General features: G+C 52.7%; 30 protein-coding genes, 1 tRNA gene and 1 pseudogene. 10 read left to right on the top strand and 22 right to left on the bottom strand.

Annotation, left to right across the window (positions count from 1 at the left end; all coding sequences use genetic code 11):
- Nucleotides 1-151: 151 nt before the first annotated feature.
- Nucleotides 152-2,323 carry a redoxin domain-containing protein gene (locus B3075_RS04455; RefSeq protein ID WP_290488408.1) on the bottom strand — a complete coding sequence of 724 codons (2,172 nt, stop codon included), beginning with the start codon at nucleotides 2,321-2,323 and terminating at the stop codon, nucleotides 152-154.
- A gap of 211 nt (nucleotides 2,324-2,534) precedes the next feature.
- Here B3075_RS04455 and B3075_RS04450 point away from each other — a divergent pair, with 211 nt between their 5' ends.
- From B3075_RS04450 to B3075_RS04440, 3 genes are all read left to right on the top strand, one after another.
- Nucleotides 2,535-2,981 carry a hypothetical protein gene (locus B3075_RS04450; RefSeq protein WP_290488409.1) on the top strand — a complete coding sequence of 149 codons (447 nt, stop codon included), beginning with the start codon at nucleotides 2,535-2,537 and terminating at the stop codon, nucleotides 2,979-2,981.
- 129 nt (nucleotides 2,982-3,110) lie between these two features.
- Nucleotides 3,111-3,710 carry a hypothetical protein gene (locus B3075_RS04445; RefSeq protein WP_290492028.1) on the top strand — a complete coding sequence of 200 codons (600 nt, stop codon included), beginning with the start codon at nucleotides 3,111-3,113 and terminating at the stop codon, nucleotides 3,708-3,710.
- A 61-nt stretch (nucleotides 3,711-3,771) separates the two neighbouring features.
- Nucleotides 3,772-4,047 carry a hypothetical protein gene (locus B3075_RS04440; protein ID WP_290488411.1) on the top strand — a complete coding sequence of 92 codons (276 nt, stop codon included), beginning with the start codon at nucleotides 3,772-3,774 and terminating at the stop codon, nucleotides 4,045-4,047.
- A gap of 81 nt (nucleotides 4,048-4,128) precedes the next feature.
- Here the strand turns inward: B3075_RS04440 and B3075_RS04435 are convergent.
- From B3075_RS04435 to B3075_RS04400, 8 genes are all read right to left on the bottom strand, one after another.
- A tRNA-Arg gene (locus B3075_RS04435) sits at nucleotides 4,129-4,205 on the bottom strand.
- A 67-nt stretch (nucleotides 4,206-4,272) separates the two neighbouring features.
- Nucleotides 4,273-4,770, bottom strand: a complete 498-nt coding sequence (gene ybeY / locus B3075_RS04430) for an rRNA maturation RNase YbeY (RefSeq protein ID WP_290488412.1) — start codon at nucleotides 4,768-4,770, stop codon at nucleotides 4,273-4,275.
- A complete protein-coding gene (locus B3075_RS04425) occupies nucleotides 4,754-6,514 on the bottom strand; it encodes an HD family phosphohydrolase (RefSeq protein WP_290488414.1) in 1,761 nt (586 codons plus the stop codon). The genes ybeY and B3075_RS04425 overlap by 17 nt, the downstream gene beginning before the upstream one ends.
- A gap of 5 nt (nucleotides 6,515-6,519) precedes the next feature.
- Nucleotides 6,520-7,569, bottom strand: a complete 1,050-nt coding sequence (gene plsX / locus B3075_RS04420) for a phosphate acyltransferase PlsX (protein ID WP_094137513.1) — start codon at nucleotides 7,567-7,569, stop codon at nucleotides 6,520-6,522.
- A 148-nt stretch (nucleotides 7,570-7,717) separates the two neighbouring features.
- Entirely contained in the window at nucleotides 7,718-7,909 is a 192-nt protein-coding gene (rpmF, locus tag B3075_RS04415) for a 50S ribosomal protein L32 (protein WP_094137512.1), read from the bottom strand.
- A gap of 23 nt (nucleotides 7,910-7,932) precedes the next feature.
- Nucleotides 7,933-8,424: a YceD family protein gene (locus B3075_RS04410; RefSeq protein WP_143245752.1), complete on the bottom strand. Its 492-nt coding sequence runs from the start codon at nucleotides 8,422-8,424 to the stop codon at nucleotides 7,933-7,935.
- Nucleotides 8,425-8,534: 110 nt separating this feature from the next.
- Nucleotides 8,535-8,879, bottom strand: a complete 345-nt coding sequence (locus tag B3075_RS04405) for a histidine triad nucleotide-binding protein (RefSeq protein WP_290488416.1) — start codon at nucleotides 8,877-8,879, stop codon at nucleotides 8,535-8,537.
- Between the two features lie 55 nt (nucleotides 8,880-8,934).
- On the bottom strand, nucleotides 8,935-9,981 hold the full coding sequence (locus tag B3075_RS04400) for an L-threonylcarbamoyladenylate synthase (protein ID WP_290488417.1): 1,047 nt from the start codon (nucleotides 9,979-9,981) through the stop codon (nucleotides 8,935-8,937).
- Nucleotides 9,982-10,243: 262 nt separating this feature from the next.
- Here B3075_RS04400 and B3075_RS04395 point away from each other — a divergent pair, with 262 nt between their 5' ends.
- A complete protein-coding gene (locus B3075_RS04395) occupies nucleotides 10,244-10,774 on the top strand; it encodes a shikimate kinase (RefSeq protein ID WP_290488418.1) in 531 nt (176 codons plus the stop codon).
- Between the two features lie 164 nt (nucleotides 10,775-10,938).
- Here B3075_RS04395 and rpsP read toward each other — a convergent pair whose 3' ends face one another.
- The 8 genes and pseudogenes from rpsP to B3075_RS04360 all read right to left on the bottom strand — a co-directional run bounded on the left by rpsP (nucleotide 10,939) and on the right by B3075_RS04360 (nucleotide 16,324).
- Nucleotides 10,939-11,181, bottom strand: a complete 243-nt coding sequence (gene rpsP / locus B3075_RS04390; protein ID WP_012419329.1) for a 30S ribosomal protein S16 — start codon at nucleotides 11,179-11,181, stop codon at nucleotides 10,939-10,941.
- A 337-nt stretch (nucleotides 11,182-11,518) separates the two neighbouring features.
- A complete protein-coding gene (locus B3075_RS04385) occupies nucleotides 11,519-12,421 on the bottom strand; it encodes a tyrosine recombinase XerC (protein WP_290488419.1) in 903 nt (300 codons plus the stop codon).
- 10 nt (nucleotides 12,422-12,431) lie between these two features.
- The gene (locus tag B3075_RS04380) at nucleotides 12,432-12,749 is read right to left on the bottom strand and encodes a hypothetical protein (RefSeq protein WP_290492027.1); all 318 of its coding nucleotides are present in this window, start codon (nucleotides 12,747-12,749) and stop codon (nucleotides 12,432-12,434) included.
- A 219-nt stretch (nucleotides 12,750-12,968) separates the two neighbouring features.
- A pseudogene (locus B3075_RS10420) lies at nucleotides 12,969-13,133 on the bottom strand (hypothetical protein); the annotation flags it as partial.
- A 274-nt stretch (nucleotides 13,134-13,407) separates the two neighbouring features.
- Nucleotides 13,408-13,728: a preprotein translocase subunit YajC gene (gene yajC / locus B3075_RS04375; RefSeq protein ID WP_290488421.1), complete on the bottom strand. Its 321-nt coding sequence runs from the start codon at nucleotides 13,726-13,728 to the stop codon at nucleotides 13,408-13,410.
- A gap of 8 nt (nucleotides 13,729-13,736) precedes the next feature.
- Nucleotides 13,737-14,870: a tRNA guanosine(34) transglycosylase Tgt gene (tgt, locus tag B3075_RS04370; protein ID WP_290488423.1), complete on the bottom strand. Its 1,134-nt coding sequence runs from the start codon at nucleotides 14,868-14,870 to the stop codon at nucleotides 13,737-13,739.
- A 5-nt stretch (nucleotides 14,871-14,875) separates the two neighbouring features.
- Nucleotides 14,876-15,472: a tRNA (guanosine(46)-N7)-methyltransferase TrmB gene (trmB, locus tag B3075_RS04365; protein ID WP_290488425.1), complete on the bottom strand. Its 597-nt coding sequence runs from the start codon at nucleotides 15,470-15,472 to the stop codon at nucleotides 14,876-14,878.
- Between the two features lie 129 nt (nucleotides 15,473-15,601).
- Entirely contained in the window at nucleotides 15,602-16,324 is a 723-nt protein-coding gene (locus B3075_RS04360; RefSeq protein ID WP_290488426.1) for an NUDIX hydrolase, read from the bottom strand.
- A gap of 215 nt (nucleotides 16,325-16,539) precedes the next feature.
- Between B3075_RS04360 and B3075_RS04355 the strand changes: the two genes are divergently transcribed.
- Entirely contained in the window at nucleotides 16,540-17,058 is a 519-nt protein-coding gene (locus B3075_RS04355) for a septal ring lytic transglycosylase RlpA family protein (RefSeq protein WP_094137503.1), read from the top strand.
- A 4-nt stretch (nucleotides 17,059-17,062) separates the two neighbouring features.
- On the opposite strand, the gene rnhC is transcribed toward B3075_RS04355, so the two are convergent.
- Nucleotides 17,063-17,947, bottom strand: coding sequence for a ribonuclease HIII (rnhC, locus tag B3075_RS04350; RefSeq protein ID WP_290488427.1), 885 nt, complete (start codon nucleotides 17,945-17,947; stop codon nucleotides 17,063-17,065).
- Nucleotides 17,948-18,130: 183 nt separating this feature from the next.
- On the opposite strand from rnhC, the gene B3075_RS04345 reads away from it, so the two are divergent.
- The 4 genes from B3075_RS04345 (at nucleotide 18,131) to B3075_RS04330 (ending at nucleotide 20,011) form a co-directional block, all read left to right on the top strand.
- Nucleotides 18,131-18,472, top strand: a complete 342-nt coding sequence (locus tag B3075_RS04345) for an HU family DNA-binding protein (protein ID WP_306419612.1) — start codon at nucleotides 18,131-18,133, stop codon at nucleotides 18,470-18,472.
- A 106-nt stretch (nucleotides 18,473-18,578) separates the two neighbouring features.
- Nucleotides 18,579-19,211 (top strand): hypothetical protein, encoded by a 633-nt coding sequence (locus tag B3075_RS04340; RefSeq protein WP_290488428.1) that lies wholly within the window; start codon nucleotides 18,579-18,581, stop codon nucleotides 19,209-19,211.
- A 79-nt stretch (nucleotides 19,212-19,290) separates the two neighbouring features.
- A complete protein-coding gene (locus B3075_RS04335; RefSeq protein ID WP_094137500.1) occupies nucleotides 19,291-19,554 on the top strand; it encodes a hypothetical protein in 264 nt (87 codons plus the stop codon).
- Nucleotides 19,555-19,567: 13 nt separating this feature from the next.
- Nucleotides 19,568-20,011, top strand: coding sequence for a hypothetical protein (locus B3075_RS04330; protein WP_094137499.1), 444 nt, complete (start codon nucleotides 19,568-19,570; stop codon nucleotides 20,009-20,011).
- 263 nt (nucleotides 20,012-20,274) lie between these two features.
- Here B3075_RS04330 and B3075_RS04325 read toward each other — a convergent pair whose 3' ends face one another.
- The 4 genes from B3075_RS04325 to B3075_RS04310 are packed head-to-tail and all read right to left on the bottom strand — an operon-like array spanning nucleotide 20,275 to nucleotide 22,928.
- On the bottom strand, nucleotides 20,275-21,039 hold the full coding sequence (locus B3075_RS04325) for an energy transducer TonB (protein ID WP_290488429.1): 765 nt from the start codon (nucleotides 21,037-21,039) through the stop codon (nucleotides 20,275-20,277).
- Nucleotides 21,040-21,058: 19 nt separating this feature from the next.
- Nucleotides 21,059-21,490: a hypothetical protein gene (locus B3075_RS04320; RefSeq protein ID WP_290488430.1), complete on the bottom strand. Its 432-nt coding sequence runs from the start codon at nucleotides 21,488-21,490 to the stop codon at nucleotides 21,059-21,061.
- 24 nt (nucleotides 21,491-21,514) lie between these two features.
- Entirely contained in the window at nucleotides 21,515-22,165 is a 651-nt protein-coding gene (locus B3075_RS04315) for a MotA/TolQ/ExbB proton channel family protein (protein WP_290488431.1), read from the bottom strand.
- Nucleotides 22,166-22,220: 55 nt separating this feature from the next.
- A complete protein-coding gene (locus B3075_RS04310) occupies nucleotides 22,221-22,928 on the bottom strand; it encodes a UbiA family prenyltransferase (RefSeq protein ID WP_290488432.1) in 708 nt (235 codons plus the stop codon).
- A gap of 195 nt (nucleotides 22,929-23,123) precedes the next feature.
- On the opposite strand from B3075_RS04310, the gene B3075_RS04305 reads away from it, so the two are divergent.
- Entirely contained in the window at nucleotides 23,124-24,242 is a 1,119-nt protein-coding gene (locus tag B3075_RS04305) for a peptidylprolyl isomerase (RefSeq protein WP_290488434.1), read from the top strand.
- The last annotated feature ends 239 nt before the right edge of the window (nucleotides 24,243-24,481 follow it).

The raw sequence follows: 24,481 nt of genomic DNA, 5'->3' as shown, positions 1-24,481 counted from the left end.
CAATTTTTTTCGAGATGTTTTTTCGAGAAAAAATTTCAAACTCATAAAAAATATTTCATTATCAACATATTACGTTTTCATTTTTTTCTAAAAAAAAAGCCTCTTTCATCACGAAAGAGGCCTAAATGCTTCAGAAATCCTAAGTTTCTCTCTATTTTTTCTTCATGGCTGCGTATTGATGAACCAAAGGCAATTCCCGAAGGGCGTTTACAGCATCTTTCCTCGCCTGGGCGTAATCTTTTTCCTCCATTGCCATATTCATCATCACCTCATAGCAGGCGGCATTGTATCCGCCATCATCCCTCGTATTAAAATCCCTCATAATCTGGAGAGCATGGCGAGCCGCCTTATAACTGTATTTGCGCATTTCCTCCGAACCATTAAGGATCTTCAGGATATAGGAGGCAAGCGAATCTTCCCGAGGAAAGCGCTCCAAGACGTTGTCAAAAATCTCAACCATTTTCTGGTAATTCTTCTCCTTCCAAGCCTTTCCTGCCTGAACCTCCGCTACTGTAGACGCAAACCATCCATCATCGGAAAACTGTTCGGCATTTTCCTCAATCAACTTTTGGTATTCATCAAATTTCTTTTCCCGCCTCAATTCAAAGGATTTTTTTATGACAGCATACATGGCCTGCTGGCGGGCCTTCCGCTTCGCAGCCTCATCCGCAAATCTGTTTTTGTCAAAAGAGTCCAATCTGGCAGTTTCCGCCACCCATTCGGGCATCCTTTTAATTTCTCCGGACCACAACAATGTTCCGTCACGAACGACGGCAGCGGCGGGGAATGAATCAAGTTTGAGCAAATCACAGAATTCAATAACCGAACGATCCGATGGAATACCGACAGGATAAGGAGTCCATCCTTCCGGCCCGGACAAATAATCCTGCATCTGTTTCTCCGCTGACGGATTGACTCCCAACACCACGGCCTTTACTCCCGGATGATCTAAAAGCCCGTGTTTTTTAAGAACAACATCAAGCGTTCTTCCTGGAGCTGTTTCTCCAAGTATATTGTGACCTCTCCAGAAGCTGATGAATACGGTCTTGCCGGCAGGAAGTCCTGTCAGACCGGGATGATTGAACCATTTCAACTTACTGAAAAGAGGAGTGTACTGTTTGTCTTCCTGCACAACGCCCATTTCCTGCATCTTCCTCGGAGGCTCTGGCCTTATTTCAGCAATCGCCTGATTCACAATATTCTGAAAGGCTTCCTTATTGCCCGAAAGCTGCTGCAGTTTCGTCCAGGCTTTGCTGATGGACGTTAAGGACAGCGCCTTTTCCATATCCAGCAACGCCTCGCCCATGTTTCCCTGCCTTTCCCTAAGTTCCGCCATCAGTTTCCAAGGCAAGGAAGCTTCCTTGTTATTCTTTCTGGAGATTTCAATACAACGGTTCAGGCATCTTTCCACCAGGGTGGCATCCATTTTCCCGGCAGGCACGGATTTTCCATTTAGAAGCGTTTCCGCCACATTAATCTGTACACGGTAATTGTCCGGATACTCTTTGCACAGTTCATCCAGTACGGCCTGTGCTTCCTGGAATTTTTCCAATTCCGCCAAGACGCTGAATGGCACCATTTTCAGTTGAATAATCTGATCCTGCTGGAACTGTCCCGAATCCTGAATTTGCCTTAAAAAGGCTTGTGCTTCCGCCTTCCCCGCCTTCCGGGCAAGTTCTCCCGCTCTCTCAGAAACCTGACGATAGAGCTTCCATGCACGGGCGTTCGCTCTGGGGTTATCCTCTGGAAGAGATGTTGCAGAAAAATCAGGTTTCAACATGGCCCGCATCATTTCTTCAGAAAGTCTTCCGGGATGTCCTCTCCAAATAAGCTTGCCGTTTTTAACGGCAAAAGCATGGGGGATGCCGTTCACCCCCATTGGGGACAGCCATTTCTCCCTGGTCTTTTTCCCATCCACATCCACGGCCATGGCATAAGTCAGGGGGGATGGACGGTTTTTTAAAAATTCTTTCAGAGATTCCGGAGATTTCCTGTCCATGACATTAACTCCGATAATCTGCATATGAGGATTATTTTTAAATGCCTGATGCAATTGTTCCATATGGGGCATAGCAGCCAAGCACGGTCCACACCAGGTAGCCCAAAATTCAAAAATATACACTTTGTCCTTTTCCCATTCCTTTACCGGAGTTCCCTGTATCCATACATCCGGCAAACCATCCAGAGCAAGTGATGGGAGGGCGCCCTCCGAAGCAACCGTTTTGTTTTCCTTTTTTTCAGAAGAAGCTGCCAGCAATGGCATTCCGGCAGCCGCCGCAAGAAACACGGAACACCCCAAAACCAATAAAGAGGAATTTAACATGGTGACACGGTACTATCGTAACCTTCTTCGTCAAGCCAATAGAAAAAAGAAAGAAAAGAAGGAAGGCCCGTTACCGTGTTCTTTCCATCAGGACAGAAGTCAAAATGCCCCGAAAAAGAAGAAATATTAATCATGATCTTCTTCATATGGAAGAAGAAAACAAACATGATCAACATCCACACTTTTTTGAATTTCATTGGATTTAGGAAAAATGATTTACCTTTTTGGATACGCAAAGACAATATTATTTTCTAAAATAGAAAATATACCAGAAATGGCTTGCCAGATTTTTCTGAATGCGAAAAATGCGCGCATGGATGAAATGAAGTCCAGTATCAGAAAGTTTTTAGCTCTTACGAAAATGACCCGGGACGAATTTGCCGACCTTTGCGGCGTCAGCAAGAGTCAGGTCGATAAATGGCTTTCCACTGTTCCAATTCCCCGTGCCAGACAACGCCTGATCATTAGAATTATGAAAGAAGAGTACGCCAAACAGGCACACCTGGTTCAAACAAAAAATCCGAACAGCATCCACGTTCCCGTTACTCCTCAAAAGTATGAAAAATTCAGGAATGAAGCTGAACGCCGTGGTCTGACCGTTCCGGAATGGGCAAGTGAAGCACTGGATGCTCTTTCCAGCATCAAAAGCAGAAGCTGAAAAAGAGAATCCCATATCCCGGATCAATTCCAGAGAAAGAGAACATAGTATCGTTACCGCCTCCTCCCTATCTTTTCTTTCGTTACAAATCTGCACAAATTCATGTCTGACGACGATATACGCATTCAGGTGAAAGAGTGGCTGCAAAGCCAAAACCGCAAGTCCTACCAATTGGCGGAAGAGATAGGTATCCGGCCGCAAACTTTTTATGCACAAATGAGCGTTCGTAAAATATCAGCTCATACCAAAAAAGCGCTTTCCCGCATCATTCCAGGCCTGATTTCCGATTCAGAGCAGAATCCACTTTCCCATACGGAAGAATGTGACCCGAAAAAAATCAGAATCAAGGAATGGCTCCGTGCTCACGGCAAAACCCGCCAATGGCTTGCGGGACAATGCCGCGTTTCCGTCCGCACTGTACACACCTGGTTTACCGCACGCGGCAACATTCCTGTTACCCAATATCTTTTTATTGATAAGCTGATAAACGAAGGCGAATCGTGGAAAATTCAACTTCCCAATACCATTCCCGTGAATTTTCCGGAAACGGAAATGGAAATTGTTCACAAGTTCCAGAAACTGCATCCGGACATCGATCTTCCCATGTACGGCATGCATAAAATCCTGGAGTTATGCGTCAATGTACTCACTCAGGATGAATATGCAAAGATGCATCCATACTCCCCTATTACCAATACCGGAGACATTCCCCACCGCCGGATAAAATAAAAATATTCAAAATTCCAAATTTTCTCGGTATCATTCATAAAAATACACTGTTTGCATGTCCATGCCAGTGCTCTTCAAAAGCATTGAAGACTCTCTACCCATCCGCCCCATTATTTTTCATTCAACCCTTTCATTTTCTGTCATTTTCGTCACAACAGCCACAGACTATTCCCCTTCTCTCAATACAGAGAAAAAATCTTCAGCCACATTCCTCCATTCTCCCGGTTTTGCAAACCAACCGCTATTACTTTTCATAAAAACAGGCCGAACCATGCGAAATAATGCCTCTATTCAGCTTGTTTACCAAATCATGCTTGCCTTGCCTCTCTATTTTTAAGATAGCCCGCTTTTGACGGAAAAAGGCCTTTATCACATGAAAAACCCCGTATTCCTGAGAAGAATACGGGGTTTGAAAAAATGGCACGTCCAACTGGATTCGAACCAGTGACCCACTGCTTAGAAGGCAGTTGCTCTATCCAACTGAGCTATGGACGCATGATGTGGCAAAAGAGTAACAGAGTTCATCTCGACTTGGCAAGTCCGGATCTTTGAAAAGCGCGCTTTAAACACCGGAGCTGCGGTCATGCGTAAAAGATAAATTCGCCAGGGCCGCTCCAAACTTCCGCACCAGAGGCTCCTGACAGGAAAACATGCGCTCCCGTTCCTCCGGTTCCGTATCTATATACCCGTGCAGATGCAGAAGACCATGCACCATGTACCGGAAAAGTTCTCTAAAAACAGGTTCTCCGAATTCCGAAGCCTGCCGGATAGCGGTATCAAAGCTGACGATGATCTCTCCTATTCCGTCTCCATGCGGAAAAGTAATAACATCCGTCGCCGTCGGATCATTCAAAAAACGGGCATGCACATCCTGGATGACTTCATCGGAAACCACGCTGATTTCTACTTCATCCAATCCGGAAAGTACGGGGACAGGACCTTCAGGCAACGCCAACACAGAGGGAAGGCAACTTTCCAAGGCGCCAATCAGGGCATCCATAACGGATGAATTGAGCCTCCCCTCCTCCAGATGATTGTAGAGTTCAAGATTCGGTTTCATTTTTCTCCGTAACCGCGCCGTTCTCCATCTCCGCTTCCGTGGATTTTCCCTCTTGAAGGGTTTCGGCATCGGGCAACTCCATGATTTCCGGAACGGCTTTGCCCTCACTTTCCTTTTTCACCGCTTTCTCTTCCTGTTCCCTGACGGACACATCAGGAAGAACATTTTTTTCAATCTTTGCCTCCGGATTGTGGGAAGGATAGGCAATGCGGTTGTGGTGAATGCTTTTCAGCGTCTTAATGAAACTGTTGCGGATCTTCTTGAGATCTCCGAAGGTAAGACCGCTATCATCCAAATGGCCGTCCACCACCCGTTGCTTCAAAAGTTCATCCACCCTTTTCTGCATTTCCTCACAGGAAATTTTACCCATGGAGCGCGTGGCGCTTTCCACGATGTCCGCCAGGCTGACGATTCCTGTTTCCTTGCTCTGCGGGTTGGGCCCCTTGTAACGGAAGTTGGATTCCACTACTTCCGGAACGTCATCCGGAGAAGCCAGGCCGCTTTCCACGCGGCTCAGGATATCGTCCCGGTATTGAAGGGCTTTCCGGTAAAAGAAGTAAGCCAGTGAGGTGCCGTGATGCTGCTCTATGACGTCCACCAAAGGACGCGGAAGGTTGTTCTCCCTGGCCAATGCCACCCCGTCCTGAACGTGGTCGATGATGATACGGGCGCTCATGCTGGGCGTCAGCTCATCATGGGGATTGGGGCCGTCCATGATATTTTCAATAAAATAAAGGGGGTTTTGCATTTTGCCAATGTCATGGTAATAAGCCTCCACCCGGCATTCAATGGGATTGGCCCCAATGGCTTCCGCCGCTGCCTCCGCCAGCTGGGCAACCATCAGACAATGATGAAAGGTTCCCGGAGCTTCCATTTGCAGCCTTTTCATGAGAGGGCGGTTCATATCCGCCATTTCCAGCCAGGAAATAGGCGTAATGATTTTAAAAGCTCCTTCTATGATAGGCAGGACGCCGCTGATCAGCACGCTGGTCAGCATGCTTACGCCAAAAGCCACAGCCAGGCAAACCAGAACTCCAGTGAGGTTGTAATCCCATGCCTGGAGATTGATGACCCCCATGATGCAACACAGTACCATGACAAGCAGCCCCACAAAGAATCCCGCCCGCAGCAACTGGGCGCGATTCCGCAGGTTATGGGTAAGCAACACGGTAAGCATGCCGGAGAGAGAGCTCAGAATCCAGAACTGGACCTGCTTTTCCGGAGCATATTGCTCCGGCAGAATGAAAAATCCGCCAAGCATGCAGATGGAAATAGTGGCAAACATACCCAGAAGAGGCCCCAGCAACACCGTGACAATCAACGGAGCCATCATATAGGGAATGTACAAAAGCTCATTGCCTATGTCGGAAGTAATGTCAGCCGTTACATGCCGGATGAAGCCAAAAAACAGGAGCTGAACCAGAACCGCCCCCCATGTGACAACAAAGGTTTTATTTTTTCTGCGCAGGGAACCGGCGCATAACCAGTACATAGGCATCAGCGCCAGCGTCACGGAAAAAAGCAGAAAAGCTTCCGACACATGATGCCATATGGATTTTCCCCAATGGGGGCTGTAACTGCCCATCCATTGAAGCACGATAAAAACCAGCACGCACAACCCGACGGATACCGCCAAGCTGGAGTCCAAACGATCACCAGCAGAACGGGACACGGAAGCAGCGCCTTCCGGGGGAGCTCCTTCTTTTGCCGCGGCGGCGGCATGCTTTTTCAGAAACTGAAACATGATGATTATTTGGGGTACACTTCGGCAACCTCCGGAATAGTGCCCAGCCGGGCCATCTCCTCTTCTATGAGGGGATTGACACCCTGCTGGACCATTTCCATGGAAACTCTCAGAGCATTGCGGATGGCTACGGGGGTAGAACTGCCATGCGCTATGATGGTCACGCCCTTAACGCCCAAAAGAGGGCTTCCCCCTACGGAGTCCGCAGAAAGGCGTGCTTTCATGGCGCGGAATGCTCCGGAGGCGCAAGCAGCTCCAACCATGCGGAACGGGTTTGCCTTAAGTTCCTCTTTCAGCCATTTGCTGAAAGCCTTGGCGGTGGCCTCGCATGTTTTCAGCAGGACATTTCCGGTAAAACCATCTGTCAGAGCCACATCTATTTCATGTTCAAAAAGATCGTGGCCTTCCACATTGCCTACAAATTTAAAAGGGAGCGCACCGCGCTCCTCCAAATGCTTCAACAGACAAAAAGTTCCTTTGGTAAAATCTGTTCCCTTTTCATCTTCAGAGCCATTGCTCATAACTCCCACTTTAGGCATCTGTTTGCAGTAAACGGAACGCGCCAGAATGCTGGCCATCACGGCATATCCTACCAGATGCCGGGGCTTGGCATCCGGGTTGGCTCCGGTATCAGTCACATTGCAGACTCCGAATTCATTTGGAAGCTGGGTCACAATGCCCGCACGCTCCACACCCTCAAGCAACCTCAGTTTGACGGTGGCAGCCGCTACAGCCGCCCCCGTGTTGCCCGCGCTGACCACGGCATCCGCATCTCCGGATTTGACCAGATCCACGGAAATGGACATGGACGAATTTTTTTTCTTTCTCACCGCCAGCAATCCGGACTCGTTCATTTCCACAACTTCCGCAGCCGGAACAATCTCCACGCGCGGACCGGAAAGTCCCCAGCGGTCACAAGAGCTGCGCACCGTTTCTTCCCTTCCCACAAGGTAGATCTTTTCAATGAGAGGGAAATCCCGAAGGGCCCGCTTCGCCCCGTCCACATTAATATCGGGCGCATTGTCGCCGCCCATCACATCCAGTGCAATCTTCATATTATTTGTTGAAGAAATGTGTTAGCAGAAAAAACAGCCCGCTTCAAGCAAGTTCAGCCGCTTTGCGAAGCAAAAGCGGCTGGAAAGTCTATATGATGGCGCCGCAATACGGCGATAATTTTCAAGGCAAATGCGGCGCCCGCGGAACTTACGCTTCCGCCTTCACCACGATTTCCTTGCCGGAACGGGTCTTGTACGTACCGCAATTGGGGCAGGCGGTATGACCGGGGGTGCTGCTGCCGCAATTCTGGCATTTGCGGAGCTTCGGCGCGCGCCATGCCTGCGCGGCAAGGCGGGTACGCTGCTTCATCTTGGACGTTCTGCGCTTAGGTGCTGCCATAATTTTAGTTGGTAAAAAGGTGATTAATGATGATCTCCCAGTTCATTGAGGGCGTCCCACACGCCGCTATTCCTGATCGGGGCAGAACTGTTTACACCCGTTCCCCCCTCTTTGTCCACTCCAAAATACGGAGTTTTCGCCATACAGTCGTTTTCCATGCCTCCGTCAGCACACTTCGGGTATGCCGGAAAATCCAGAACTATTTCCTCCCTCAGGGAATCTGAAACATCCACAACATTCTGTGAATCAATCTGGAAAGAAGCGGCGAAATCACAAACTTCCACCACGTAGTCAAAGTAGCCCAGGCAACGCACGCAGCGGAATTTGAAGGGGGCGGAAATGTTGCCTCTTATAAACAATTCGTTTTCAAATCTCTGTACATGCAAATCAAAAGCAAGAGGCCCAATGGAAGTAACCTCTTCATCATCAATGCCGAAAATTTCAGAATCCAGCTCGCCGCTGTATTTTTTCCCGGCCTCCGGCAAGTTCTCCAGTTCTACCAGCAATCTTTTCATGAATATATTTTACAGGCATACCTGATGCCTGGCAAGCAGGCAGGGCGGCACCATTCATGGGAAATGACACACCTATTCCCCTTTCAGGCAATTCCTAAATTCGCTCCGGCCTAACCGGGAGGCCATTCCAGCTTGCGGCCTGCCAGCAGATGCATGTGCAAATGGGGAACAGCTTCCCCGGCGTCATGCCCGTTGTTGATAACCAGGCGGAATCCTCCTTCATCCAGATGAAGAGTCCGGGCAATCCGCCCGACCGCCAGCATCATGTGCCCCAAAAGGGCGGCATCTTCCTCCCCGGCCTCGGAAAGGCGGGGAATGGGCTTGCGCGGAACCAGCAGCAAATGTTCCGGCGCTTGTGGACTAATGTCCCGGAAACAAACACACTGCTCATCCTGATACACAATGTCCGCGGGAATTTCCCCGGAACAGATTTTTTCAAATAACGTAGCGGCCATAAGATTAAAAAAGAATCTGCAATAACTTTAACATGTTTTGCAAACCGTGGGCAAGTTATTCTCTGACGGCCGAAGCGCGTCGCAGACGATCCATAATAGCGCGGCCCAGGCCGGATTCCGGGACGGATTCCGCCACAATGACGTCAATAGCTTCATTTTCATCCATCTGCCTCATCAGGGCAAACAGGCGGACGGCAGCTTCTGCCAGCCGCCCGCTGCCGGGACTCATGGCTACCACTTCCGCCCAATTCCCTTCCCGGGCAAGATCGGACGTTCCTTCATAAGAAAGCAAGCCATACCTCACACCCTCCGCCGGAGCGAAATCCCTCCCCGGTTCCAGCAACAGCATAGGTTTACGCGGGGCATAATGGCTGGTGAGCTGTCCCGGAGCATCTGCCGGAGATGTTTCTGAAACAGGGCGGCAGGAAGGCTTGCGGCGCACTACCTTGACCAGATTGCGGAATTGTTCCCGGGTCACCGGCCCCTCACGCAGCAATTCCAGGAAAGGCTTGCCCTTCTCGTCAAGCATAGGGCGCACAATCGTGCTTTCCAGCCCCTCGGAACAGGCTCCGGCGTCCAGAATCATTTCAATACTGCCCCCCAATTCCTTCTGCACGGCAGAAGCGGAAGTAGGGCTGATATGGCCGAAGCGGTTAGCGCTGGGCGCAGCTATAGGACGCCCCAGCGCTTTCGCCACCCCCCGCATGGCAGGATGAGCGCTTACGCGAACGGCCACCGTAGGAAGGCCGCTGGTTACAATATCCGGAATGATATCCGCCTTTGGCAACACCAGGGTCAGCGGCCCCGGCCAGAATCTGGAAGCAAGCGTATGCACCAGATCTTTCAGCCCCTCCGGAACGGCGGTATATTTTTCCACCTCACTCCCATGATGCACATGAATAATCAACGGATCAAAAGAAGGCCTTCCCTTGGCTTCAAAAATCCTTGCCACCGCTTCCGGGTTCAAGGCATCCGCTCCCAGGCCGTATACAGTCTCCGTGGGAATCCCCACCAGCGCTCCCGCACCCAGAGCTTCCGCCGCACGGGCATACAGTTTGCGGTTGTCTGACAGGGGATCTACCTCGAACAATTCGGTTTGCATGGCTTTATCCTTGCCTGAAGAAGCTCCTGCGTCAAGCAAGACCTCCTTTCCCGGAAGGGAGAAAACAGACAAATGAATAAGAGCACGCCCCGCGGCACCATCCTTCTCCTCTCTTTTTCCAACTGCCTTTCCTCCGCTCTACCTTTACGGACTTCCCTCGAATGAAAGCTGACGTGAGAAAAGGCCATTCCGCTAAAAAGTTGTTTTCTCACGCCTCCGGATTGAGTACAATCAAGCCGTGAATGGGGCCGCGTCAACATCCTTGCCAAACATCATCCTGATCGGGCTGATGGGATGCGGCAAAACAACCATAGGAAAGGAACTGCACCGGGAAACGCACCTTAGTTTTACGGATACGGACCAGTTAATCGAACGCCAGACGGGGATGCACATTCCGCAGATTTTCAAAATTCATGGGGAATCACATTTTCGGGACCTGGAAACCGGAATCCTGCGGCAGCTTCAAACGGCCGCCGTACAAAGCCGCATTATTTCCACGGGAGGCGGCATCATTATCAGACCGGAAAACCGGCTGCTACTGAAAAAACTGGGCTTCGTCGTCTGGCTCCATACAGACGTGAATATCCTGTACCAGCGTATTTCCAGATGCACCAACCGCCCCCTGCTCCAACAACCCAATCCCAAAGCCGTGCTGAAACATCTCATGAATGAACGGCATGATTTTTACCGGGAAACGGCGCACTTGACCATTGATACGGCCAATCTCCACATTCATGAAATCGCATTCGGCATTCTGGAATCCGCCAGAGTATTCCGGTCCCGACGGCAATAATGCCGCACCGTTTTTCTGTGGGCGGGAACCTTTCTCTTCCTGATCCGCCTTAACGCAAGAACTTCCAAGGAAACCCTTTTTCCCGCTCTATGCGCAAGAAACAACAAAAGGCGATCCCCGTCAAAGGAACGCCTTCAGGAAAATGATAATGTACCGGGAAAGGCTTAAGCCTTACGGGCTTTACGGATCATTGAATTCACCGTTTCAGAGGGCTGCGCTCCGTTGGCAAGCCATTTGTCAACCTTTTCCAGGTTAATGGTATAGTTGACGCCTTCCTTCATGGGATCATAAGAACCCACTTGTTCGATGTAACGGCCGTCACGACGCGCACGGCTGTCGACAACAACGATTTTGTAGTAAGGACGGTCCTTGGAACCCTGACGGTTGAGTCTGATTGCTACTGCCATATCAATTATAAATAAAAGGTGTTAATGGAAAACTTGCGCGCCTTGCCACTCACATGCGTGCGCGTTTGGCTTTCCATAGCGGGTGCAGATGTATGCGATATAATGGAGTCATTGTCAATACCAGAGTTATTTTTACGGGAAAAAAGCCTCTCATCCATTTCTGCGTCAGGAAAAATTTTCCACCGCCATGAGGTCAAAAGAATACAGCATGCTGAATCCTCCCGCCTCCAGCACAAGAGACAATATTCCATCCGGTATTCCGGCATACCGTCCCGTAAAAGGAACGAATGGGCTGCCAGCGGAAAATAAATTCCTCCTTCATGGAACAAAACAATCCTTATGCCCTGGGATGCGCCTGTCTGTACACTTCCGCCATTCTGGCACGCGTCACATGCGTGTAAATCTGGGTAGTGGATAGGGAAGCATGGCCCAGCAGTTCCTGGACGGAACGGAGATCCGCCCCGGCCTCCAGAATGTGCGTGGCGAATGTATGCCTGATCTTATGGGGAGAAATGGTAAAAGGAATGGAAGACAGCTTCACATATTTATTCAGCATCATCTGTACGGCGCGAGCGCTTAGCCGGGTTCCTATACGGGAAACAAACAAGGGGGAATTCTTCGGCAGGCAGGCCATGACAACGTAAGTCTCCAGAGCTGCCAGAGCAGGAGTTCCCACCGGCAGAATGCGCTCCTTGCGCCCCTTCCCCATTACTTTCACGCCCCGGAAACGGTGATCCACACTGCCGACATCCAGCCCTACCAGTTCACTCAGGCGCATCCCGCAGGAATAAAAAAGTTCCAATATGGCCGCATCACGGTAGGGAAGCCATGCGGGGGCATTGGAGGGAACGGCAGTCTTGTAGGGAAGCTCCAGCAATTCCAACATCTGGTTGAGCGTCAGAAAAACGGGAAGCGTTTTCTTTTTCCTGGGAAGGGAAACGCCCGTCATTGGATTCGCCTCCAGCCCGCGCCTCCGCATCATGAAACGGTAAAAACTGCGCAGGGCGGCAAACCTCAGCCGGATAGAGGACGTGGCGGCTTCATCCTTCAGCTCCTGGAAAAGCCAGTCCCTCATCTGGTCCGGCGTGCAATTCTCCCACCCTGGGAATGAATCAGCCGCCCAGACCCTGAACTGGCGCAAGGCGCGGGCGTACACCTCCACCGTATGAGGAGAAGCCTGCTTTTCCACCTCCAGATATTGAAGAAAGCCCTGTTCCGGTTCCAGAGGAATCCCCATCATGAAGAATAAATTACTCCGTACCTTTATCTTTTTCATCCCCGGCATCCACCGGCGATTCCTTCAGCAGCACTTCGCTGATATTGGCCCGGATGAACAAATCAATATCGTCCGGTTCTTCCATGGAATACAGAGGGCTGTCCTCATGGCTGTCCGCCAGGGCCTGCTCTCTCTCCACCGGGCTGAGCACACCATCCTGATCCAAATCGTAAAGCTCCATCATCTCCTTCATTTTGACCTGGTACAGAGCCGCGGCATCTTTCATGACAACGGCATGCTCCTCCGGATCAATGCGGCCATTCCCATTGGCGTCATAATGATGCAGTAACATATTACGAGTCAGCAGAAACAATCCGGGAGCAACCATGAAACGCTTCTTTCCCACCGTGCGAATTTCCACCAGAGGCATTTCCATTCCCTCCGCAGGGGGGAGAGGCGGAGGAATTTTCCGCCTCTCACCGGGTGGGGAAAGCGGAATGCCGTCTCTCTTGTCTGGACCAGCATCCGCTCTGCGCCCCCCTCTCCGCTTTTCTACATGTCGCCGGAAAGCCCTGTACTCTTCCGGGGAAAGCCTTCCGTCCCCATCCTTATCAAACTGCCTCAGAAAGGCCTTTCTGGCCTCCCGCCGCGCAGCGCAGGCATCCTCCACTAACCGGGCCTTATCCTGATCGGACAAAATTCCCGTGCCCGTGCTGTCATAGCGGTCCAAGACCATTTGGCGGATAAGTAAAGTCACCTGAAGGCATTCCAGTCCGGACCCGGGGGCGGTCTCCTTTTTCCCGCAGTCTCCGGAAAACACGGATTGCCCTGCCGCAAACGGGAACAGACCGCACGCCAGCGCTGCAGAACATGACAAAATAAACATGTGGGGCAATCTCATCATCACTTTTACTAACCCCGCCGGGAAAAGACGGTTTCAAAAATAAACATCCGCCCCTGCCGGCGGGCGACATGGGCGGATGCAGGAAACGTACGGAAAGCGGAAAAACTTACTTCTCCACTTGAACGATCGCGTCCTTTTCCAATTCAATCACCACGCCTTCCGCAATCTTGAGGGAAACGGTGCGCTCATTCACCTTCTCCACAAAACCGTGCAGCCCTGCGTTTGTAATCACCTTGTCTCCGCGCTGCAGGGCCGCGATGCGCGCCTGCTGCTCCTTCTGAGCCTTTCTCTGGGGACGGATCAGCATCACCCAGAACAGGACGATGATAATCACAAACATGAACATGGGACTGGCGAGAATCTGCTGAAACATATTTGCAGGTTCCTGCCCGGCGGCGCCCGCCGCATCCTGAGCCTGTGCTAACATAAAGATATTCATAAAATGTCGTTTGCTTGATACCGCGCGATAAACGAATCCTTGAAGGAACCGAACGTGCCGGCGGCTATGGCCTCGCGCGCCTGGGCCATCAGCCGGAGATAGAATTCCAGATTCTGAAAAGAAAGCAATCTTAAAGCGAGTATTTCACCGGCTTTAAACAGATGCCGCACGTAAGCGCGGGAAAATTGCGTGACATGCGGATGCCCCTCCGGATCAATCGGGCGGGAATCCGTCGCCCAGCGCTGATTTTTGATATGCATGGGGCCGTCCGGAGTCAAAGCCACGCCGTGGCGGGCCAGGCGGGTAGGCATCACGCAGTCAAACATATCCACGCCGCGGGCAATCATCTCCAGCAATTGGGGGGGGGTGCCCAGCCCCATGGCGTACCGGGGCTTTTCCTCCGGCAGCCAGGGAGCGGAATGATCAATGGCGCGGAGCATTTCATCCTCCGGCTCTCCCACGGAAACGCCGCCGATGGCGTACCCGTCAAAATCCATGGCTGCCAGTTCTTCCGCGCACTTCTTTCTTAAATCCGCATACACGGAACCCTGCACAATGCCGAAATGGTGCTGACGCCCTTCCCCGGAACGGGGCTGATGTTCCTGCACCCACGCCTTGCAGCGGCGGGCCCAACGGAGCGTGTAACCCAGGGAAGCCTCCGCGTACTTCCTGTCGCAGGGATAAGGGGGGCACTCGTCAAACAGCATGGCAATATCACTGCCCAGGTCCGCCTGGATCTCCATGGACCGCTCCGGGCTCAGCATCATGTACGCCCCGTCCAAATGGTTCTGGAAACGCACCCCTTCTTCCGTAATCTTACGGAGCTTGGCAAGGGACCAGACCTGGAACCCGCCGGAATCCGTTAAAATAGGGCGGTTCCAGGAGGAAAATTTGTGTAATCCGCCCATTTGCCTAATCAAAGAGGAACCTGGGCGCAGGGACAAATGATAGGTATTTCCCAGAATAATTTCAGCACCCAGCGTCTCCAAATCCTGCGGATGCATGGTTTTTACGGAACCCTGCGTTCCCACCGGCATGAAAATGGGGGTGGAAACCCGTCCATGCGGCAACTCAAGCGAACCCAGGCGCGCAGCCGTGGAAGAATCTTTTTGATGAAGTATAAAAGGCATCGGAATCAGACTTTCTGCAATTTGATAAAACGGGCGCGGTAAATCGGTTTTCCCATGGCCTCCCATTGAAGCTGGAAATCCGTTCGGGGATAAAAAAATTCGTCCTCATCCCAACTGGCGCGGCTAAACAGCCCGCTGCGCGCCACATGGTCCAGCACCCACAGAAAATACCCTTCATGATCCGTCTTGAACAGAAACTCCCCGCCATCGGACAGGGCTTGGTGCAGCACGGGAAGAAAATCCTCCTGCACCAGCCGGTTCTTATGGTGTCTCTCCTTGGGCCACGGATCCGGACATAAATAATGCAGCCGGGAAATCCAGCCGGGCTGCATCATCCATTCCAGAAAATAACGGCTTTCCACGCGAAACACCTTCACGTTATCCAGTCCGCGGACGGCCGCCCGGGAACAAACTCCCCGCACACGGCCCAAAAGCCGTTCTATCCCCAGAAAACGGCGCTCCGGATAATGATCCGCCATCTGGAGCAGGAACCCACCGTCCCCACACCCCAAATCAACCTCAAAAGGACCATCCGCGCCAAAAATATCAGAAGGCGCCAGCACCTTGAAAAAATCGTCTGGAATAAAGGCCGGATTTATCATGGGAATCAACGTGCGGATAAGATGCGTTACAAAGCGGACTCTGTCAAACGAGAAGAACCCCGCCCCCGCAAACATGGCGGGGCGGGGCCCGGAAAAACGGAAAAATTAAACCGGAACGGCCCGACGCCGTCAGCTCCGGCAATAAAGGCGATTATAAATTTTACGGTCAAAACGGTAATAGCGCGCGGCGCGGTGGGGAACCCCCTCCTCCTTCTCATCCAGCGGCACAATGTAGGGGCGGGAAGCGATTTTTTTGTGGAAATTACGCACATCCATGGGCTTGCCGTGAATCTCCTCATTCAACCGCCGGAGCTGAAGAGCCGTAAACTTGGCAGGCAGCATGTCATAAATCAGCGCAGGCTCCTTCTTCACGGAAGAACGCACTCTCTCCAGCGCCAGGTCAATAATATCCCGGTGATCAAACGCCAGTTCCGGCAGGTCATCTACAGGCACCCAGCGGGTCTTGTGGCTTTCCATCAGTCTGCGCAGCTTGGTGGAAATTCTGAGCATGGCCATGTAGGCCACCGTCACCAGACGCCCTATCTTCTGGCCGGAAACAGCCTCCACCCATGCCCTGTCCTCCGGATTCTTGATGCGCGATGGCGCGCCGAACGTATGGAATTGTTCCAAGTGAGGGGAAGACATGCCGGTCATGTCAAACAGAACGCGGCGGGCGGCGGCATCCAGTTCTTCCTCCTCATAAATCAAATCGCCGGGCAACTTGGAAATAGCGCCGGTATGTCCTGGTTCAAACTGCGTCTTCTCCACCAGAAGAACTTTCAAACCTTCTTCATCGAACCCGATCAACACACAATCCACTGAGAGATGCGGATAAAATGCCTGTCTGCTCATTATGTTATCTATTATTGTAGTAAGTTCCCAGAATCGTACCAACGCTACGCAAGCGGTCCAACCAAGTCAACCAAAATCAAAATAGGAACGGCAATGAAAAAACTCCCCCTTTACCCCAGCAAACATCACGCCACTTCAGGAATCCAGTTTCTCATGGGCGGCAAAACGCGCCCGCGTCTTGCATTTCACCATCTTCCCGTCCATATAATAGAATCATGCAGACAGGTATCATCAGGGGAATGTCCGTGCTGGCCGGGCTGCTATGGCTGGCATCCTGCTCATCTTCTCCCAAAAGCCGGGATTATCCGGGCTACATGATCCGTCCCTACACCATCCGGGGGCACCGCTACCATCCCATGAACGTGGAACAGGCGCTGACGTATGAACAAACGGGAATTGCCTCCCATTACAATGAATGCGCCCTTTGGGGGCTCGTCAGCGGAAAAACGGCTATCGGAGAAAACGTGCGCCCCTGGCACCTGCACGCGGCGCATCCCACCCTTCCCCTCCCGTGCGAAGTGCTCGTTCAATCCCTTCGAACAGGCAAAACCGTGAAAGTCCGCGTGAACGACAGAGGGCCCTTCATCAAAAACAGAATCATCGACCTTAGTGAAGAAGCCGCAGAACGGCTGGACATGAAACACCACGGACTGGACAAAGTCAAAATCACCGTCCTTTCCGTAGGAGACGGGAAATGGAAAAAAGAAGCGCCCCCTTGCGCCACTCCGGTCTGATTCCCTACTTCAACACATTCCGCGTGGTCTTAAAATGCATCTTGGCCACCTTGGGCAGCATTTCTTCCCCATGCAGGGCCACCAGCTGGCGCGCGGCCTTCACCACTTGGCCGGAAGCGCCCAGCGGCAACTTCATGCCGGCACCCTCCCCCGCCGCATCCATCCAGTTCACAAAACGTTCGCGCGCCAGAATGGATGCCGCGGCCACAGCCACATCGCTCTCCGCCCGAACACGCTGTTCCAGCCGGATAGACACCTTTTTGGCGGCAAGTGCCCTCTTCAGAACAAACGGATTGGCGAACTGGTCGCTCAACGCCATGGGGCAATCCGGCACCTTGGCAGCCAGCCCCTCAATCACCGTAGCATGCCCCCAGGCCAGAAAACGGTTCAAATTCCCGAACTCCGGATAAAGCTGGTTATACCGTTCCGGACCAATGCTTACCAGGTGAAACCGGATGCCTGGCACCCTGCGAATCCCCTCCGCCAGGAAACGGATTCTGGATGAAGACCCTACCATCTTGCTGTCGCAAACGCCCAGCTTGCGCAAAGCGGCGCCGATGCCCCCGTCCACATAAACGCCTGCAACCACCAGCGGGCCGAAGTAATCTCCCTTTCCACTCTCGTCAATCCCGAAGTGGGGAACAAAACCGCCTCCTTCTTCCATCTCTTCCGGCTGGGTCAAAACTCCGGTCACCTGCGGTTCCAGCGTAAACTCTACAAAATCATCCGTTCCCTTCCCCTGCAGAAGAAGCTTGTTCTTCTTCTCGTAAACCGTCGCCAGCAGGGAAGGCCCGGCAAAGGAAAAACGCGCGTAGGGAACCTCTCTTCTTTCAAACCCCTTTTCCTCAAGAATGGACTCAAGCCTTCCGGCCTGGGCGTCAGTCAGCATGGTTGTAAACGTGGTTCGCATATATCATCCTTCCCGGAGCCGGAACACCCCGGCGGCAAGCAATGGAAGCATCCCAACCATTCCGGTCAAGCAAAATTCCCGCATCGCGCGGTTAAGGACGTAAAAATCAAGCATGCCACGGATTATGTGATTTTTTAGGAGACAAATCATGCACGCTGAACTATAAAACTCATACATTCATATCATTCTGCACTTCATATGGCTAAAACATTAACAAAACGAGACCTCGTTAACAAAATCAGCGCCGAAACCAACTTCACCCAGATTGAAGTGTTCGACATCGTACAGCGTGCCGTGGACATTATCTCCAGCACCCTTGCTGAAGGCGACCGTGTGGTGATTCGCAATTTCGGAACCTTCCAGGTGAAGGAAGTGAAGCCCAAAGTAGGCCGCAACCCCAAAAACCCTGACCAGGATGTGCCGATTCCGGCTCGTTCCGTTGTCAAATTCAAGGTTGGCAAGGAATTGAAGGACCAGGTCGCCAAGCTGACCGCTTCCAAGTAATCCCTGCAGGGATCAGACAGATTACTCCGGGCGCCTCCATCAAACAATGGAGGCGTCTTTTTGTTTGCAATTTGCGCGCCATTCGGGAATATAAGGGACCGTGAGCATGTTCCGGATACAGCACCTTCTTCTGATTGCCGCAGCAACGCTTTGCTCCTGCGCCACAGAACGCACGGTAGCCACAAACTTTCAACCCCGGCAACGCCCTGATTCGGAAAAAACGGACGCAGAGCTAATGGATGCTCTGGAAGCGAAATTCGCCGGCGGCTTCGGCCAGCAGACGGACAAGGAAGGAAATACCAGGATGGTGTCCCAGAAACGAAGTTCCTTTGAAGGGCTCCGGTACAGCGGCAACACGTCTCAAATCGCAAAAAAGGCTTTTGAAACCGCATCCTTTGAAAAAAAGAACTTTGACGGCGCCTCCACCCGGTTTGAAACAAAGAAATGGGACGGCATCAAATCCTTCACGGATGGCAAACTGGAAACGCCAGACTTCATCGCCCACGCCAGGGGAGTAAATACTCACTCCTGGCAGGATGCCTCCAAACAATACGCCACACAGCAATCCGGCTTTCAGGGGCGCTCCTGGAAAGAAGCGGACAAAAGCCTCGGCCGCACCGTCAACCGGGACATTGAAGCCAAGAGACAAAGCTTTGGACAACCAACTATCATGAGTGCGCGGCAGGCCCAGGCGCACACTATCCAGGAAACGAGGGAAATGATGGGGCGTACGGACTAACGCGCCGATGTTTCAGACGTGATCCCATGCCACATTTCAGATTCGACATTGTTTTCAGCCGCCATCTATAATTCCTCCCGTGAGTGCCAAAGACGTTCCTCCTTCCATCACCCTGCCTACCAGCGACTACCATACCATTGTCAAAATGAGCAATCATGCCGTCGTGGGAGTCTTCCGCCAGCATGTCTTTGCGCGCCGCAGCACGCGCCGTTACGCGCCCCCCATCCCTGAGGAACACGACTCCTATTGCGTTAAAAGAACTCCGGAGCGTGTCATGGTTCAAATCTTTCATAACGGCAACGAAGTTTACCGTTGCATTTTTGTGCCGCCTGCCGATTATTGACGGCAGGACAACCATGAAAGCGCCTTTTTTCAGTCCGGCCTTCTGCCTCATTACAAGCCTGATTACAGCCTGTTCTTCCCCCTCCGGCCCCAATGCGTGGACGCCGGTCACCTCCGGTTCCCCGCGTGCGCCCATCCCCCAGAACGAAGTTCTGGTCATTGACGAATACCCCATGGGGGAATACACCAACGTGGGGCATTTTAACGGACCGGAAGGGCGCATTGTCCATGTCTCCATGGAAGATAAGGAACTAATCGACTACTTCACCAGGGAAGCTGCGGCCATGGGAGGCAATACCGTCGTCATCAGGGAACCCCGCATTCGCTACCGTTCCGGTGAAGGCAAGAGCAGCCGCGTGGACGTCATCTATGTTCGGGAAGAAATGGGAACGCACGGGGCGGAAGACCTGGGCATGGACTCACTCCCCATTGATGAAGAATCTCTGCGGATTTACTAGTTCCGCCGGAATCTTCCCGTGCGCCCTTTCCTGCCCGGAATTTTCTCAGCCCCTTCTATTGGCCGCACCGCAATGCGGACATTCTGCACGGGAATTCCCATCCTCCATATAAAACCGGAATCCGCATATCCGGCACTGGAACTTGCGCCTTCGCTCCAGAAAAGACCGTACCCATCCCACAACCAGGAAAACAAACACCACAGCGCAAAAACCGCCGGCGGCCAGTAAAAACAGGCGCAGCAAAAAATCCTGGAGGGTCATGCTCACGGTTCTTCCTCCTTCCATTCGATGGACATGGTGCCGCTCCGCGGCTCCCTGGACGGAACCCAGCGCAAAGACCGGGCGAACCTCATGGCGGACTCATCCGCGCCATTGCTGCCGGAAGACTCCAGCAACAACACTTGAGAAGGAACGCCCCAGACATCAACCACCACAAAAAAATCACTCCTCAGCCCCGTGTGATCTTCACTTCTGGAAAAACCGGACAGTGAGCCGGCTATAACAATCCGTCCATCCAGCCCCGGAGAACAAAAAGACAAATAGGGAATGCATGCTCCGGAAACCTCCAAGGAAGGATTCATCATGGCGCGTATATGAAAATCCGGATGCTGCCACATACGCCAGACCTGATCCGCCACAGTAGGCACGGACAGGGAAGGCAGAAGCGCCAGAGAAGTATCCGTGGAACGCGGAGAAGGCAAAGCCACGCCCATTTCTCCGGTCGGGCCGGCCGTGACCGGATCAGCCCAGACGGGGCCTCTCACAGGCAGAGGAGTATTGCGCAGTACATACTGGTGCAGACGCGGATGATCCGCAGGCAGCAACACCACGGCCCCCGGCTGCTCCCCCCTGCTACGGATTTCCGGCATCTCCACATGAACAAAAAGGGCGGCGGCAAAAGCGCAAACGCCAAAAAAAAGCATCCACATCAAAATGCGCCAGCGCAGCATGCCGGTCTCCCTCCAGTCAAACGTCAATCCCAAATGAAGGTCGAAAATTTTATCCCGGCTCTTTTTATTCAGCTTCATGAGGTAAAAAGGGAAAAAATCAATCCGCGGGCTCGGCGGCAATATAACACGTCATTCCCTTGGCAAGCACCATATCCACCAGCTGTTGTTCCAGGGCCCGTGAAACGGAATAATCCAAACGCAGGGCAATCCCCATACGGCTCCCATTCTCCCCGTGTTCCCGGGAAATCCGGTCCAATTCTGAAGAAACGCCTGGCAGACCGCCTTCAATCAGGCGGTTTCCGATATAAAAAGCGGGCTGGTCGCCAGCCGTAACTGAAATAAACTCCACATCCCCCACAATGTTCATCAGAAAATGGGAAGAAGGAGCCTTTACCTCATACCCGTACGCCATACCCACACGGGAAGTCATGAGCGTCAGCACGCAAACAAGAACGACCAAATCCAGCAGGACGACCACCTGAATAAAAAACGCCCCGGCGGGCAATGTTGAGCGGGTCTTGATCTGCATGACTTTCCTCCTTCCCTGTTGCACTCACACGCCCCGGCCGTTCATGCTCTCTCCGGCCTCGCGCCTTTGCCGGGCATCACACACCAGGCAAACGGCCTCCGTACCGGCCCGTTCCAGGGAATGTACAATCTGGCGGGAGCGGGAAGCCAGGTAGGAATAAAACAAATAAGCGGGAATAGCAATGCTCAGCCCCAGCGCGGAACTAAGCAGTGCCTGGTAAACGGCATCCGACATGGCGAGAGTGGGCGCCTTCCCTTCCAGAACACCCGGCTGGGAATAAAACCCCACCAGCCCCTGAATCGTCCCCAGCACGCCGACGAGCGGGCTCACCGTAGCCACCACCAGCAATCCGCGGATATTCTTTTCAATCTGAAACACCTCCATCTGCACGGAATCCTCTGCCACAGTCCGGAGCTCTTCACGCCTCAATCCGGCATGAGCCAGCACGGAAGAAACCACTCGGGCCGCAGGTTCCGGCAAAATGGAAGCCTCATGACGGGCTTCATCCGTCTTTCCGGCATTTACCAGCTTGGAAATGCCTCTTAAAAAATCTCCAGTATTAATCTGAATCCTGTGAAAATACAAAATCCGCTCCGCAACAACCGCCAGCGCGTAAACGGCAAGAACGCTCAAAACCCAGAACAACGGACCTATCTTGATGATCAATTCATTCATAACCCTCTTTTTCGCGTTAGATCATGCACACTTCCCATGTAAATTCAACTCAAACCTATGTGGCCCGGCAGCCGAGCTTCTGCAGCAACCGAGCTCCCGCCCATAATAAGACGGCACCAACCCACAGCAGGGAGCCGAAACTCAGGAGCCATACCGCATCAAACAGGCACATGCCGGAAAGCAGCGCCACTACGGCCGTCTGAACCCGGGGCCTGCTCGCCTCACGCCGTGCTGCGGCGGAAATCACGCAGGTAAACAAAAACAAACCGAAAGCATACCACAACAACGCCGGAGGAAGAACGGACTCTCCCCCCGCACGGGCAAACGCCAGACCGGCGGCCAGCGCCCACACACCGCGGCACAACCCCATCAAAACAATAGAGCCGCTCCACAGTTTATGGAACACATTATACAGGGAAATCACAACCAGCAGCAACGCCCCCACGGCAAACTCCCCGCCCAGCGCCATATTCAGCAACAAACCGGACAACCCGGCCGCCAAAGACAACAGCCTCAGTACGGAAACGCTCACCGCGCCGCACGGAACGGGGCGGTCCGGATAACGGGCGGCATCCCATCCGGCGTCCACACGGTCATTCTCCCACATGCCATACAAATAAAAGCACAGCCCCATCAGCGCTACGCCCGCATACAGGGCGGGAGGCGGCAGCTCCGCCCCCCGGACGGAAGCCCACGCCGCCGCCGCATTGGTAAACAACGTGGGAATATTGGCCGGACGGGAGGAACGGAGCAATCCTCTCAATAAACGGCAATCATGCATCGCCGCATACTGTACAGGGAAAAACAGCAATGACCAAGCACATCCACAGTCAGTAAAAGTGCGGGAACCGCTATCCCCCCAATGCAGGGAGGCATCCATACATACCCAGAAATAGATTGTCTTTGCGGGGCGGGCCCCTATCATGCCGGAAGCATTAAAAATACTCTTCTCTCCCCCATGAATATCAGGACCCACATCCAGGCGCTTCTCATCTGTACCATGCCCCTGTCCGCACAGGGACAAAGCATCGTGGATTCAGGGGCCTCCCTTCCGCGGGCCGTCCAGCTTCACGGGGATGATGGCAGGGAAACGGTACGGCCAGACGAATCCAAGCGCATCTCCTCGAATGAAGCGCCGGCCTCCCGCGTTCAACCCCAGAGAATCGTCAACCGGATTGCCGCCACAGTCAACGGCCGTCCCATCACAGCCAATGAAGTCAGCGTGCGGCTCATGCCCATCGGAGCGCAACTCGCGGCCCAATACCCCAAACAGGGGCCCGAATTTTACAAACAACTTGCCCTGGCGAAAAAAAACATCATTGAAGACCTGGTGGAAAGAGAATTGCTCCGCAACGAATTTGAAGGCATGGGCGGCGTCATCAGAGACTCACTCATTGACCAAGAAATCAACCGCACCATCCTGACCACTTTCAACGGAGATCGCTCCGCCTTCCTGAAAAATTTGAACCTCTCCGGCATGACCATCCGCGCTTTCCGGGAAATGACGAAAAAACAGCTTCAGGTTCAAATCATGCGGGCTTCCAAATACGACCAGGAAATACCGCCTACTCCGGAGGAAATACAGCAGGAATACGAGGCTACCAAAGAACAATACCGGGACCTGACCAAAGACAAAATCAAATTCAAGAAAATCTTCATCCCGATGCTGGGGGATGACTCCGCCTCCACGCCGGAAGTACAGCTTAACCTGGCGGAACTCATCGCCAAGGAAATCAAATCCAAAAACGCCACCTTTGAGGAAATGGCCAAACGCTATTCCAAGGATCTATATGCGGAAAAAGGCGGTGACTGGCCCGTTACGGAACGCTCCACGCTCTCCCCGGAATCCGCGGCCATCATCTTTGGCGCACAGTCCGGCGAAATCATCGGGCCGCTGGTGGACTCCACCGGCTTCACCATCGTGCTGGTGGAGAAAAAAGAACTGGCTCCTCCGCCCCCCCTCTCCGCCATCAAGGAGCAGATTGACATCATGGCGCGCAACAAACGCAGCAATGAACGTTATAAAAAATGGGTGGAACGCCTCCGGAAAAAAGCCATCGTCAAAATATACATCTGACTTTTTCTCCTTCCTCCCGTTGCCGGACCGGCCCATTCAGCAAGGCCGGTCCGGCGTTCTCTCTTTCATTCCCCCGTTTCCCTGGCCGCCGGCCGTTCCGTCCGCTCTCCTTCTCATAACCGGGGCATCTTCCGCTGGCCCATATCTCCGGAAGACGCCTTCATACATAACTGGACGGCTGCGGCAAGTCATCCCGCCTGACGCGTGAAACCCTGTTGACGGAATCCGGCCTGAAACCG

This window comes from Akkermansia sp. UBA7090 (assembly GCF_002493465.1).
Taxonomy (GTDB): Bacteria; Verrucomicrobiota; Verrucomicrobiia; order Verrucomicrobiales; family Akkermansiaceae; genus Akkermansia; species Akkermansia muciniphila_A.
The sequence above is the reverse complement of the archived record's forward strand: the minus strand, read 5'-3'. Positions and strand labels throughout refer to the sequence as shown.